Raw genomic sequence first — 11,985 nt, forward strand, 5'->3', positions numbered from 1 at the left:
TACCGTCCGAGAGATGCCTTTCGTGGAAAGCACATAATTGATCCCTTCGCTGCTACAGAACTGACCCTAGCATGAACAAATCAAAACAAATTGTCAACATAGCAAATAATAAAGCCATATTTTTAGGCTAAAAAAAGAGGGGCAGAGGGTTGTCAGTGGGGGAGGTTGGGGGCAGGGCTTTCAAGTGATTACGCGAGGTCAATTAGTGAGCTGGAGGATGGCCGTGTGATTGAGCATCATCCACCAGCCCTCAATTCCCTTATTTCTTTAACATTGATGCGGCTTTTGCGACGATTTTACTGGCATCTGTTGCTAAGCCAGCCAACTTTTCCATCGAGGAAAGAGAATCTATTGCTTTCGTCAGTGATGCGACATCCAAATAGCCGCTACATTCTTTACGTGCTCGCGTCAAAAGTGACACCGCACCAGGGGACGTCAACCCTGATCTCTTATCACTGTGTTGCTGAAGTTCTATGGCATTCTGGCGTTCGATATCGACCCATTTAACTGCCTGCTTGGCCGAGACAAAACCATTTTTTTGGACGCATTTAGCCAAGTAGGCCATCCCTTTTTTGCTAACCGCAGTGCTATCAGCAACTTCCTGAAGCCACGAATCAGGCATTCTGGTTTCGTTGAGATTTTGATTCTGCGCCGATACATCTGCGACCATTGCGCCAACAAACATCGCCAAGCCCAATGGAGGATTAGCTGCACCTACGAAAAAACCGGCAAGCTCAACAAGCCCCCAGCCAGTAAACTTTCCGCGACTGGCTTCTTCCACTTGCTTTACAAGGTCACTCATAAACACTCCTTCCATCCCATCTAACAGTCTGCCAGGATCGCCGCCCAGCCACGTTGTATCAGCTCTTGTGCAAATTCGACATCACGGAACACACGGTATCCAATAAATGGAGTAAACCGTTGAAACCTCACAGTCCCACGTTTTGCCTTCTTGCGCAGGTCCAGTTCGGCCCGATAAGCCACCCAAAACCCTTGCATTGCTTCGTAGAGACCTGCAGGCATCTGTATGGCACTATCTGACTTGAAGCACCAAAGTGTTGTCCTGGACGGGTATGAATTGACTTCTGTCACCTCAACTATCGTGACTAAGCGATTATCTGGTAGCAACGCCTCAACAGGATCTTCTTTATCGCCAATGTCAGAGACAGATAAATAGCTCCCATCAAAACCAATTGGATACTCTGTTGTGGTTGATAGCTTAGTCATCGACGAACCTTATTTCCCCATTGTCATTTTGCACATTGGCCTGGCACCGGCATCCATAGCTTTACCTCATCATGCAAGACTTCTAATTTTTCACTCGGCACATGCCAGAGAATGCGCCCATTCTTTAGCTCTATGTTGACAGTCTCACCGATCACAGGGGCGGCATACGGTCTCCAACAGCTATTTTTTATCTTATCTAGGGTAATCGCACGCTTACTTTTCTCCCTGCCATATACCTGCTTGAACGTAATTAAAAAGGCAGGAGTCAAAAATGCAACCAAGCACAACAAAAAAGCCTGAGACGTCAGCACATCCAAAAAGGTATTCCAGAAAAAATAATATGCAAAAACAACTGCCATCGCAATGGTCGTCAATTCCAACATAACAAAGTTAACAAGGCGAGAGCTGGACATTCTTGTTATCATTTTTGGCGTTGAAAATGAAAGTAATACCAATGGGAAAATCAGTATCGCTCTAAAAAGTGAGACAATTGCTATCATTGCTCGTTCTCCCCTTCATTCTTGCCCATTTGTTTGGCGAGCCTTCGTGCCTCTGTCATGAGGCTGGCTTTTTTGTATTTCTGTCGAACTCCCTGGATTACCTCACCAAGTTCATCCACAGAACGGCAAAACACCTCATCAGTCGATCCCTCAACCGCTGTTGATGTTTGAGACCAGAGCGTCATGATTGCCGCCCATTCGCGATCCGATAGATAGACAGTACCTGCCATAATTCTTCCTCGTTCAGTTTCACTTCCTGAACCCCGCACATTGATGCTCGGGAAGTGGGCCGCCATGTTGCCACCGCCAACACCCACAATTGGCAGAAATTTAAATTTCAATTCACGTTCTTGGGTTCTTCGCGTGACACCACCACTTTCTTGGTTTCATCATTCAGTGGCCACCCCATTATCACAAGAGCCTCCTGCTGCGCCTCAATCAGCTGGTCGCAGCTATCAGCATATTCTTTCAGTCTCGATACGGTAAATGCGGCTATGGCAACCGTGATAAGAAGCGTCAGAATCACCGGCCCTGTAATAAGAGGTTCAGAGAGCCATCCCATCATTTTTTCTATTGCGTTAGTGGCCTTTTTTTTGCTCTCAACATTGTTGTTAGTAGTCATAAAAGTTCCTTACCTTCCTATTATCCAGAGCCCGCCAATCTACAGAGGCTGGTGGAGGTTGACTCGCTAGTCCAGCGTTCTTTGAACGCCGGTCTATACAGACCAGGCCTCATCCATCAACACAATTTTCCGCCCCGGCTTCTTACCAGCAAAGTACGGACCTCTTGGCAACTTGTCGCCCTGGCTGAGCCGTTGACGCCAGCTCTCAAACGCTGCATTACAATTCCGGCGAGCAATTATTGCCTCATAGTCAGGCATATGCCGCTCAACTTACACTCCAACTTCTGTCGATTATCTGCGTGGTCTACTGACGCCAATAACACCAACTGCCTTTGGCTTTACTAGGGCTTCAGCCTGTTTGATCGCAATAGCTTGAATTTCGTTGGCCAGACCACTCAGCTCATCTATCCCGGCACCTGGTAGCAGTTCTGCTGCCAGCTCCTCCCAATACTCGCCACTATCCGCCTTTGCAAGGTCAATAAGGCCGCTTAAGGCTTTGTTCTTGATCTCGCTCTTCGTTGGCTTTTTCATCAAAAACTTCCTCTAACGTTTACGTTCTGGCCGCTGCCCCAAATACCAGGACAAACCAACCTCAGTGAAGTAATAAACCTCCCCGATCTTGGGTTCATGACCCTTTGATTCAACAATCCCAGCAGCTACCAACTTTTCGCGGGTTTTCTTCCTCCAGTGCGGAGGCCAATTGCGACCACCGTATCCTGATTTGCGCTCAAACATCTCGTCGCACAGAGACATGATCAGAGCGGATGGCTTGATTTCCATAGGTGCGTTTTTCCTCGAATAGAGGCCGGTCACCCAGCCCTATTTGCATTACTCTGCCTTTACCCAGTTGCCCGCTTCGTCTTTCACCACTTCCACCAGAGAGGAAAACAGTTCCTCGCGAGCAGGCTGACTATATCCCCAAGCAAGAATTTCAGCCTCCCAGCTTTCTTCTGTGTCTACGCTTCCAGTTGCCGTGTTCATCAGATGCCTGGCCATCGTTACTCCTCTATCTCTTGCCATTCACAGCAGCGATTGCTTCGCGGGCCTCGTCCTGATAACAGCGCGCGTTAGCGCCTAGCGTCAGACTGGCGATTTTTTCTAGGGAAGCGACAAGGCGGTTAATCTTGGCCTGCTGCACGTTCCAGACCAGATTCGGGTTGTCGCATTCCTCTGGGTCTACTTGATTGCAATGCGGGCAGTAGCAGTCGCCGTAATCACCCGCATCGGCATTTGCACCACCCCCATCACAATCCTTACTGTTGAACACTTCGCCGCAGTTCTGGCACTCACAAACGAAGTAGCCGCCAGTGTTGTCGTCAGTGACGAAGTTAACGCAATCAGTGTCCTTAGCCATGTCCCGTTTTTCCTCGTTCAGTTGGCTTGATAGAGTTCTAAAGAACTCCCTCCAACTGGACTTAACTGAATTAAAAAAGAGTGTATAAAAGCATGTTCCTGTCCGCTCAATTTGTCAACACACCAAATAATTTTATACGTGTTTATCTGGCCGTTATTTTCAGGAATGGAGCGTGGCAGGGGGAGGGGAAAGAGGTGATGGCGTGAAAACAAGGCCTTCAGATGGTCGCATGCGAAGGCCTGGAGCAGAGGTCAATCTGATGGGGCTTCGGCTGATGATTTCGTTCTGCAATAGTTGAATCCACCGATGGTGACCAAGCAATAGAGCAAGAATGGCAGAACAGCTCGAAAGGGGAATGCAGTCTTCTCCTGCTCCTGCGTTGGGATCGTCATCATTTTGAAGCCCCGAAACATCCTGATACTGCCATCTTTGGTATCGGTCAGGTTGTAGGATCGATCCCAGTTCATGGTCATATCACCCGTAATTGTTGTGTCGTTCTCAAGAACGACAGTCACATTTTTACGGATATCTGAAGTCGATTGCCATTTCAGTCCGAAATCAGCACTTGCTGTTAGTCCCCAAAGCCAGAGCAATCCAACAAAAAACGATGCAGGTAGGAACAGTGTTTTACTCATCGACTCAACACCTTTGCTTGGTCGTTACGGTATGGTCTCATATGCTATCACGACGTAATCTGCTGCCCCTAGAGTTTGAACTGAACTTGCCTCGATAGCGCTGTCAGCACAGGGGCTTCTTCACTGCTGGTGGGCTGGTCAATAATTTTCGCCAGCTCTGCTGCCTGAAGTGCCTGATAGAGATCAGTAAACCCCTCCTGGAGAAGGGCATCCCCTAAAGTAATCCCGAGCCTTGAACCTGGTAGTGGCATGGACAGGTTCACTCCCTCGTCGCTCACACCGCCACCGAACCCTGCAGTTACGTTTTTTTGCTGAATACCGGCATGTGCAGCATTGCGCACGACTCCATCCGGATCATTTAGCATCAGTCCAGCGGCAACCGCCAAGTTGGTCTGCTGATTTGCAGCCACCAGCCGCCTGACATCGATATCCTTATCCAAGGATAATTGCGACAAGATCGTTGCACTTGCATAGGGGTTCTCAGCTACCATCCATCGAACTGCAGCCTCTTTGTCTGCTTTTAGCTTCTCAAGACATGCCAACAAGCATGAGTGGTTGGCCGCCAGGGCGGAGCGTACCTCGACGTGCTTATCTGATACCAAGGCATGTTGTAACACCTCAGGGCACTGCCGGTTGCTCGCTATCGAGGCTCTCACTTCATGGGAACCATCGCGAAGTAAGGTAGCAAGGAGCTCTGCGCTGGCAGCAGGATTGCTTGCGAGCCCACTGAGGAGGTATTCATCGCCAGAATTGGCAATTTCTTCCATGAGTGCAGGGGAGCATGAAGGATTGGCCGCCACAGCAGCGCATACATCGCCATTGGTATCGCCAGCTAACTGAGTGAGCAGTCTGTCAGGTGTTCGAGCCAGGGCGGCAACTGCACAGCGTACACGGTCCTGCTCATCTCGAGCCAAATCATCCAGCGCTGATATCGGTAATCGGGGATTTCCCACGACCACCATCCTTACCATCCAGAATTCATCTGCAGCCAGGGCGGCGAGAGTATCAGCAGGGCAAGAGAGGTTGCCCGCTGCGTTCATTCTGATGCTCCAGTATTTATCTTTGGCCAACTCAGCAATCAATGCTGGTTGGGTTGCCGGGTGCTGGGCTAGCCGTCCTTTCTCATCATCACGCAAGTTGCCAATGTTCATTGGTAGATCACATCCTTAATTTACCGGAAGAGTGCGGCACTGCGATGTCATCTGTTGGTACGTTGCTGGTGGCCATTCCGATCCGATGATTGAGCTCAGCAGCTTGGATTGATTGATACACCTCAGCCAGCCCTTTCTCCTCGAGCAAGGTATCTCCAAGTGATACTCCTCCCCAGTGCTCATCATGAGAGGCCAGTGATAGCCCCTCCTTCACTTTCGATGACCAATATTCAGCAGTCTTTAGCTTCAGAGCATCCCGGCTGGCCGCTTTCACTGTTTTACGGGGATCGCAGAAGGCTAACTGAAGCAGCGTTTCTACAGGGGTATTCGGATTGGATGTAACAAAGATCCTGACCTCAATAGCAGGGTCAGTGGCCAGCTTCTGCAGTATGTATGGAGGACACGATTTATTCCGAGCAACACTCTCCCTGATGAAGTCGTGTTTTTCTTGTGCAAGTTGGTCCAGTTGTGCGACGGGGCATGCTGGGTTCTGTGCCACACCACTACGGACGCTGGGCTTATCATTAACAGCAAGATCCGCCAACATCTCTGGTGTTGCATCATCAGAATGAGCCAATCGCTGCAGCTTAAAAGTCGAAACCTCATTTTTATGATCATCAAGAGTCATTTCACGTTCCACCATAATCGTTATTTTAATAATTGGCATTAAATTACTGGATAAAGCTATGCGATGATGCTATCACGGAAAGACACTTGCAGGTAAAAAACAATTCAATTATGAATTGACATTTTTTGGTTTTTCGCACGATTATTTTAAATAAAAGGGCCCGATGGGCCCTCTTTATCATGTTAACAACATGGTGGTAGTCACAAAGCTGACTTTGCTCGCAGCTTTGTGATGATGAATGCTGTTAGCATAGCAAACATCTTACTGAAAAAGTCTGCTATAAACAAAATTGCATTCGCCGCCAAAAATATCCCAAAAAACCAATATGGCTCCATCAGCTGACCAGTAATGAGCCCCAAAATAAACAGGGTGATTGCGGTCCACACCATGCGAGACTGCAGTACGTCTTTTTTCGTTTTCAAGCTTTCTTCAGGTTTAGGATCCGCCGCTTTGTACTTGCTCTCCAGGTCTCGCAGAGCGAAGAAAAGATGGCAAGCACCAGCCACCATTACTGTGGTGCCAAGCATTAGCCAGATCGCATTCCAGTTCGATACAATGGACATCAATATCAAGGAAGACCCAAGCACCAACAAGACATTGGCCTGGCGTTTTCTTTTGCTGCCGGTCAGCATCAATGGAGCCATCATCATGGTGTACGAAATGATCGCCATGATGAATGAGAGACCATACCATGCGCTACCGAGCAACACGGCCAAACCTGCTAGCTGAATATAGGACGCCAGCTTTTCTAGCTTCATCTCGAATTTCATTTATTACTCCTTGGTTGTCGGTTTTTTTGCAGGCTGCAACCCCAATCTATTTGCGCAAGCTGCGCAATAGTCCTTACCTTTCCAATACACCCAGCCATTCATCCAGTAACCTGCCCGTTGCAACTTTGCTGAAAACTGGCTGGTGCTTCCAACACCATATGCTTGATCCTCTGGACACTCAGGACCACCATCACAGGTAATGATTGTTTCGATTTTAGCCGTCACTTTTTTACCTTATTCTATTTACTTGGAGTTGCGGTAACAGACGCCGCATCCAGTTCTCTCCAGGCCAGTACGATATCTGCATCAGCAAAAGGCCTGCAGCCGCCGAACCAGTATCTTTTTTTGAACCGGCGCTTGGCGGTGAACTCCCTGCCGTTATTGGAGATGCGACACTCATAATCGCCATCACATTTTGGCAGGGTGTTCGCATCAATCCAGCTGTCGTCATCGCCCATACTTTGGATGTCCCTGATTATTATCCAGCAGCTCTTTGGCCGCTTGCACCGGGCTCGATCTTTGTGGTGCCAGCGGATCCAAAGCTCTGGGTCAGCCTGGCCACAATGAGGGCAGTAAACGTCCTCCCCATCATCGATATGGCCTTCGCTTAGTGAGGGAGCATGCTGTTCAGCAAGATGGCGCAGCTCTCCACCTGCCCCAGCAAGCTGTTGCGCTGCTTGTAATCACCGGCACGATCTGCAGTCGATGCGGCAGCAAGATACAGCGCACCAGCTCGCACCAAGTTACGCTCGCGATCCTTCGGTTTCCACCACTCGGGGGTCCAAGGCCAGTTTGCTGGACGCTCAGTTTCTGCATCTTGGGCATCTCGATAGCAGAGGGCGGCCATCTCCAGCAGGCCTGCACCATGCCGATCATCATGACTCTCGGACCAGCCTTCCACGGCTATTTGCCGCTGGCGTTCAGCAGCGATCAGGTTATGCCCTGCACTGTTGCCAGGGATCGACAGTGGGTTCCGGCGATCGCTTGGCAACGTCTTCGATGGGTCCAAAAAATCCATTGCAGGTTGTGGCAGCAGCTCGAATTCATAGATCGAGTCATCACAGTCACAATCCACGTGATTTGTTTCCGGTGCTGAAGGCTGGCATTTGCATGACGCCGTAGCAAGTTCCTCAATCAGCCAGTCGGCAAGCTGTTCCTGGATTACGGAGGCAGAAATAGTCAGTGATCGTGTCGCACCTGTTTGTGGGTGCTTGAAGCGAAAAACCATGTGATTAGGCATAACCGATTCCTTTTAGCTTATAGGTAATTTCACCAAGGATGGTAGATTGTCCGCTGGCGACTATGGCTTGCTAACAACATTTCCCTTGGATTTCCGGCGCTCACTTTCCTGGTTGCAAACATCTGCCATGGATTTGCACATCAGACCGCAGAAAAGCAAGGTAAAAAACAATGTAATGACTACCATCACGATTATGAAAACATTGTTAGCGCCAACCCATGCGGCGAAAGCCATCTCAGCGATAAATACAATGAGCCACACACCAAAAGTGATGGAAGCCAAAAACATGGTTTTCCAAGCTCGATATCTTGTTGCTTCCACATCCAGTTCCATTCAGTTCACCTCTCTGGGGTATTAGGGGCCTACACCATCGCAGGCCCGCATTTGCTTACTGTTCTGAGGGGAGGGTGTAACTCACTGGTGTTTGAGTGACATTGCGATACTCGGGCTCACCATCGGCATAGAGATCCACTTCGCCAATGACCTGATAAATCCCCGGCACCTCGAGATCGATAGATGCGCTTTGTGCCCAAGTAGGTTCAAGGATGTCATCCATGACCAGGTCACTTGCTACGCTGTCACTGCTGCAACTCAGATCGACTACAGCGACCTTGCTGTTAAAGCCGACAGCCACCAGCGCATTGAAAGTATGCCAGTTGCAAGAGGGGGTGGTGTTCGTGGCTAGGGTCATCATGCATTCCTTAGATAGGCTTAAAGGTTTCATAACCCGCGAAGAGGGTTACCGTTTGATCGTTGTCATCCCATACTGCAATCGGGGCCCCATTGTTGGCCGACATGAGTGCTTTGGCTTTTTGTTCGGCATCATCGAGGTCATTAGTTGTTGCGTCATCCGGTTTCGGGAACAAGTAAAAGCCGTATCGATATTTAGCCATGTGGACGTTTCCTGCGCTGTTTATTCCGACTCGAGTTTGCGCCCGAGCCGTTCCCTGATGCGGTTTTTGGACATCGTGTCGATATCTGAATCGAGAGCAGCCATGAGCTCTTCATCAGAATGCTTGGCCAGGTATGCGCGGTAACGATCTTCCTGAATAAATACCTGACGAATATTCTTCAAGAGGAGTAAATAAAATATGACTGAAATCCATACGCCACACATCCAGACCGGCATGTCTTTTGTGAAAAGAGATATCAAGTAGATGATGGCTGCGCCCCCAAGGATGAGCAACATGATCCCCTTGACATTGCTCAGCGTGCCATGAGCACCATCCGCTTCAAACTCGCTATCTGTAATGCTCTTCATTGCGCCCCCCAAACCAGCTCTTTCATTTCCAAAAAACTTCTAATAGCCGCCTTCGATTCGCGATCCATATCGGCATCTAAAGCGCTAACCAGTTCAGCGTGAGTCAGTCCATCAAGGTAATGGAAGTAGTTCCCCTGCCTAGCAAAATTCTCTGCCGAATGGTCTGCCAACTGCACCAAAAAGAGCAGGATAAGCGCGATAGCCAATGAGCACACCTGATAGTTGAAGCCGAACACCAGATACACACCATAAAACACAACACCGCCACTTAAGACCAGACCCATGACTGTATGTCCGCTCATGTCAGTGTCATCATTATGAACTGAAAACTCGTCTGATGTGATGCTTTTCATATCACAGTCCTCATAAACATTTGCGCCAATACAATTGCGCTCTATTGCTGGTGGATTTGCCAATTATACACATTTGAACGTTGTCTTCTAGCCAGAAGTTGACAATTAATTTCCAATTGACACAGCGTGGTGTGATCTCGCAATCAAGGCGTTCAAGATAGAAGTGACTGGTCAGGTGAAGGGGCGAAAAATAATGTTTTCCAGACAGGGGGCCATCTGTCACTTTGGCGCCATAATGCTTTTTGATATCAAATATGCATTGCTTTAGGTGTGTGGTGGTGATGGCTCGTGTTAGATTGCAGTGTGCGTTCGCAACACCAATGAGGAAAAACATGCTGACTCTCACCAAGAAGAAACCCATCATGGCCATAATCTTAGCTATGTTTGTAATCATACTGCCTGTTTACTACATTCTGCCTGGCATCTGGATGCATAGCCTCTGGTTGTATTACGACCAAGTCATTGCTCTTGGGATGCAAAATATCTGGTTATATAGCGACCTGACTATTGCTCTTGTTTTTTTTGGTATACCGGCTGCCATGGGCCTGCTCATGTGTGTGCCTACGGGCTTAAAACGCCCAGAAAAGGAATTGCTTATCAGGTGGGCATGCTGGTTTGTTTCATCTGTATGCGTGTTTTTGATGATTAAGATCATGCAAGATGATAGTGCTAGAAATGTCTTGATCGTTGGGTTTGCAATGAAGGTCATGGAGGCCAACAAACCTGAGTTCACCAGCTTAACGAGCTCCTTCATTCGCGACCTCTTTGGTAACGTTTCATATACGCTTGTACATATGTCCATCATTCTTCTTGCAGCCAACATAGGCTTTGGCTTTATGTTTATCCGCAAGTTCATACGCATCGCTAACGCCAAGAGTAAAGAGGTATGCCAGCAATAGGGCGATCACCATCAATCCGTCACCAGGAGGGGGAGTCTTTTAGGCTCCCCCTCTCTTCATCGCATTACCCGTGACGGCACTACGAATAAATTTCGAAAAATATTTATTCCTTATGTTGACAGCAATGGAGCAGGGGCGTAAGATTCAATCATCGGCAGCAAATAGCCGAACCCAACAAATAAAATGAGGCATGTAAGATGGATACTTCAAAGAACAACCAAAACGTTGCTGGTGTCGCTGAACTCACCCCCGAGCCGGTCTTTATCCGCTCCCTGACCCAGCTGCGCAACATCGATGGCGTCAAAAAGAACGATATGTTCGCCATCCACATCAGCCTGCTGAAAGAAGAACCCGGCTTCAACGCCCGTGACTACAGCAAGCCGCGTTACGTCAAACACATCGAGTCGCTGGCAAATCAATGGATCGACAACCCGTCCATGATCCCCCCGCTCATGTTCGTCCTCAAGGACGGCCACGCTTACGTCCGTGATGGCCACTGCCGTCGTCGCGGTGCCCTGCTGGCCAACGAGCGTCTGGGTAAAGACGAGCAGATCGAGTACATCACTTGCGTCCCGTTCCGTGGCAACGACCTCGACCAGGACCTGCTCATCCTCAACTCCCAGATGGGCGAGCAACTCGACTACGTCGAAAAAGCCATGATGTATGAGCGTCTGGCTAACCGTGGCCTGACCGACGACGATATCGGTGCCCGCGTCAAGCGTTCCGCCCAGCATGTCCGTGTTGTCCGCCAGATCGCCATGCTCCCGCAGAAAATGCAGGACTACATCAGCGAAGACGTGATCAGCTACATCCCGGCTATCGAGCTGGTGAAGCAGAAGGGCGAAACCAAAGCCGTCCAGATCATGGATGAGCTGGTGGCCGAGCTCCGTGCCAAAGTGGAGGCATCCTGTGCCCAGTCCGCCCCCGAGCTGCCCGCTGACCCGGTGACTCCGGTTGTTGAAGGTGGCGACGCTACCCTGACCGGCACCGAAGGCGAGCAGAACAATGCGCCAGCCGAGCCGCCCAAAGCTGAAGAGCCGCCGAAGGTGCGTGTGACTCAGGCCACGCTGAACAAAAAGCTGGGTGGTAACAAACAGCGTTTTACCCCGACCGTGAAAACCACCACCGTGTCGCTGATCAAGTCTCTGTCCGCCCAGATTGTGCCGGGCCAGGCTACCGCGACGCTGACCCTGACTCCGGATCAGGTTGCAGCCATCCTTGCGCTGAAAGACCAGCTGCTGGAGATGGAAGCGCCGGAAGACGATTCAGGCGATGGCAAGCACCCACATGATGTGCTGGTGGAAGGTGGTGATGAAGAGCCGGTAGCGGCCCCTGAGGTAAAGGC

The 11,985-nt window shown here is 49.6% G+C and carries 22 protein-coding genes; 2 read left to right on the plus strand and 20 right to left on the minus strand.

The window, feature by feature from the left end:
• Positions 1-259 precede the first annotated feature (259 nt).
• The 20 genes from AAHA41_RS08930 to AAHA41_RS09025 all read right to left on the minus strand — a co-directional run bounded on the left by AAHA41_RS08930 (position 260) and on the right by AAHA41_RS09025 (position 9,741).
• A complete protein-coding gene (locus AAHA41_RS08930) occupies positions 260-802 on the minus strand; it encodes a hypothetical protein (protein WP_323069907.1) in 543 nt (180 codons plus the stop codon).
• 20 nt (positions 803-822) lie between these two features.
• Complete coding sequence (locus tag AAHA41_RS08935; protein ID WP_323069906.1) at positions 823-1,227, minus strand: hypothetical protein; 405 nt, start codon at positions 1,225-1,227, stop codon at positions 823-825.
• Between the two features lie 23 nt (positions 1,228-1,250).
• Entirely contained in the window at positions 1,251-1,727 is a 477-nt protein-coding gene (locus tag AAHA41_RS08940; RefSeq protein WP_323069905.1) for a hypothetical protein, read from the minus strand.
• On the minus strand, positions 1,724-2,068 hold the full coding sequence (locus AAHA41_RS08945; RefSeq protein ID WP_323069904.1) for a hypothetical protein: 345 nt from the start codon (positions 2,066-2,068) through the stop codon (positions 1,724-1,726). The genes AAHA41_RS08940 and AAHA41_RS08945 overlap by 4 nt, the downstream gene beginning before the upstream one ends.
• On the minus strand, positions 2,065-2,349 hold the full coding sequence (locus AAHA41_RS08950) for a hypothetical protein (RefSeq protein ID WP_323069903.1): 285 nt from the start codon (positions 2,347-2,349) through the stop codon (positions 2,065-2,067). The genes AAHA41_RS08945 and AAHA41_RS08950 overlap by 4 nt, the downstream gene beginning before the upstream one ends.
• A gap of 291 nt (positions 2,350-2,640) precedes the next feature.
• Entirely contained in the window at positions 2,641-2,880 is a 240-nt protein-coding gene (locus AAHA41_RS08955; protein WP_136501880.1) for a hypothetical protein, read from the minus strand.
• 12 nt (positions 2,881-2,892) lie between these two features.
• Complete coding sequence (locus tag AAHA41_RS08960) at positions 2,893-3,129, minus strand: hypothetical protein (RefSeq protein WP_323069901.1); 237 nt, start codon at positions 3,127-3,129, stop codon at positions 2,893-2,895.
• Between the two features lie 48 nt (positions 3,130-3,177).
• The gene (locus AAHA41_RS08965) at positions 3,178-3,345 is read right to left on the minus strand and encodes a hypothetical protein (RefSeq protein ID WP_323069900.1); all 168 of its coding nucleotides are present in this window, start codon (positions 3,343-3,345) and stop codon (positions 3,178-3,180) included.
• Positions 3,346-3,355: 10 nt separating this feature from the next.
• Positions 3,356-3,703, minus strand: coding sequence for a hypothetical protein (locus AAHA41_RS08970; protein WP_323069899.1), 348 nt, complete (start codon positions 3,701-3,703; stop codon positions 3,356-3,358).
• A gap of 251 nt (positions 3,704-3,954) precedes the next feature.
• On the minus strand, positions 3,955-4,338 hold the full coding sequence (locus AAHA41_RS08975) for a hypothetical protein (RefSeq protein ID WP_136501884.1): 384 nt from the start codon (positions 4,336-4,338) through the stop codon (positions 3,955-3,957).
• A 68-nt stretch (positions 4,339-4,406) separates the two neighbouring features.
• On the minus strand, positions 4,407-5,489 hold the full coding sequence (locus AAHA41_RS08980; RefSeq protein WP_323069898.1) for a hypothetical protein: 1,083 nt from the start codon (positions 5,487-5,489) through the stop codon (positions 4,407-4,409).
• Between the two features lie 7 nt (positions 5,490-5,496).
• Positions 5,497-6,156: a hypothetical protein gene (locus AAHA41_RS08985; RefSeq protein ID WP_136501886.1), complete on the minus strand. Its 660-nt coding sequence runs from the start codon at positions 6,154-6,156 to the stop codon at positions 5,497-5,499.
• A 161-nt stretch (positions 6,157-6,317) separates the two neighbouring features.
• Positions 6,318-6,887: a hypothetical protein gene (locus AAHA41_RS08990; RefSeq protein WP_323069897.1), complete on the minus strand. Its 570-nt coding sequence runs from the start codon at positions 6,885-6,887 to the stop codon at positions 6,318-6,320.
• Positions 6,888-7,126: 239 nt separating this feature from the next.
• On the minus strand, positions 7,127-7,345 hold the full coding sequence (locus AAHA41_RS08995; protein ID WP_136501888.1) for a hypothetical protein: 219 nt from the start codon (positions 7,343-7,345) through the stop codon (positions 7,127-7,129).
• Between the two features lie 149 nt (positions 7,346-7,494).
• On the minus strand, positions 7,495-8,127 hold the full coding sequence (locus AAHA41_RS09000; RefSeq protein WP_323069895.1) for a hypothetical protein: 633 nt from the start codon (positions 8,125-8,127) through the stop codon (positions 7,495-7,497).
• 60 nt (positions 8,128-8,187) lie between these two features.
• Entirely contained in the window at positions 8,188-8,460 is a 273-nt protein-coding gene (locus AAHA41_RS09005) for a hypothetical protein (RefSeq protein WP_136501889.1), read from the minus strand.
• A gap of 55 nt (positions 8,461-8,515) precedes the next feature.
• Positions 8,516-8,821 (minus strand): hypothetical protein, encoded by a 306-nt coding sequence (locus tag AAHA41_RS09010; RefSeq protein WP_136501890.1) that lies wholly within the window; start codon positions 8,819-8,821, stop codon positions 8,516-8,518.
• 7 nt (positions 8,822-8,828) lie between these two features.
• The gene (locus tag AAHA41_RS09015; RefSeq protein ID WP_136501891.1) at positions 8,829-9,020 is read right to left on the minus strand and encodes a hypothetical protein; all 192 of its coding nucleotides are present in this window, start codon (positions 9,018-9,020) and stop codon (positions 8,829-8,831) included.
• 20 nt (positions 9,021-9,040) lie between these two features.
• On the minus strand, positions 9,041-9,388 hold the full coding sequence (locus tag AAHA41_RS09020) for a hypothetical protein (RefSeq protein ID WP_323069893.1): 348 nt from the start codon (positions 9,386-9,388) through the stop codon (positions 9,041-9,043).
• Positions 9,385-9,741, minus strand: coding sequence for a hypothetical protein (locus AAHA41_RS09025; protein ID WP_323069892.1), 357 nt, complete (start codon positions 9,739-9,741; stop codon positions 9,385-9,387). Before AAHA41_RS09025 ends, AAHA41_RS09020 begins: the two co-directional genes overlap by 4 nt.
• 332 nt (positions 9,742-10,073) lie before the next feature.
• Between AAHA41_RS09025 and AAHA41_RS09030 the strand changes: the two genes are divergently transcribed.
• Both AAHA41_RS09030 and AAHA41_RS09035 read left to right on the plus strand, forming a co-directional pair.
• Positions 10,074-10,640, plus strand: coding sequence for a hypothetical protein (locus AAHA41_RS09030; protein WP_323069891.1), 567 nt, complete (start codon positions 10,074-10,076; stop codon positions 10,638-10,640).
• A gap of 197 nt (positions 10,641-10,837) precedes the next feature.
• Positions 10,838-11,985 (plus strand): hypothetical protein (locus AAHA41_RS09035; protein WP_342697322.1); only part of this gene is annotated, 1,148 nt, incomplete at its 3' end.

It is taken from the genome of Aeromonas sp. SER, from assembly GCF_038739615.1.
In the GTDB taxonomy this organism is placed as follows: Bacteria; Pseudomonadota; Gammaproteobacteria; order Enterobacterales; family Aeromonadaceae; genus Aeromonas; species Aeromonas jandaei.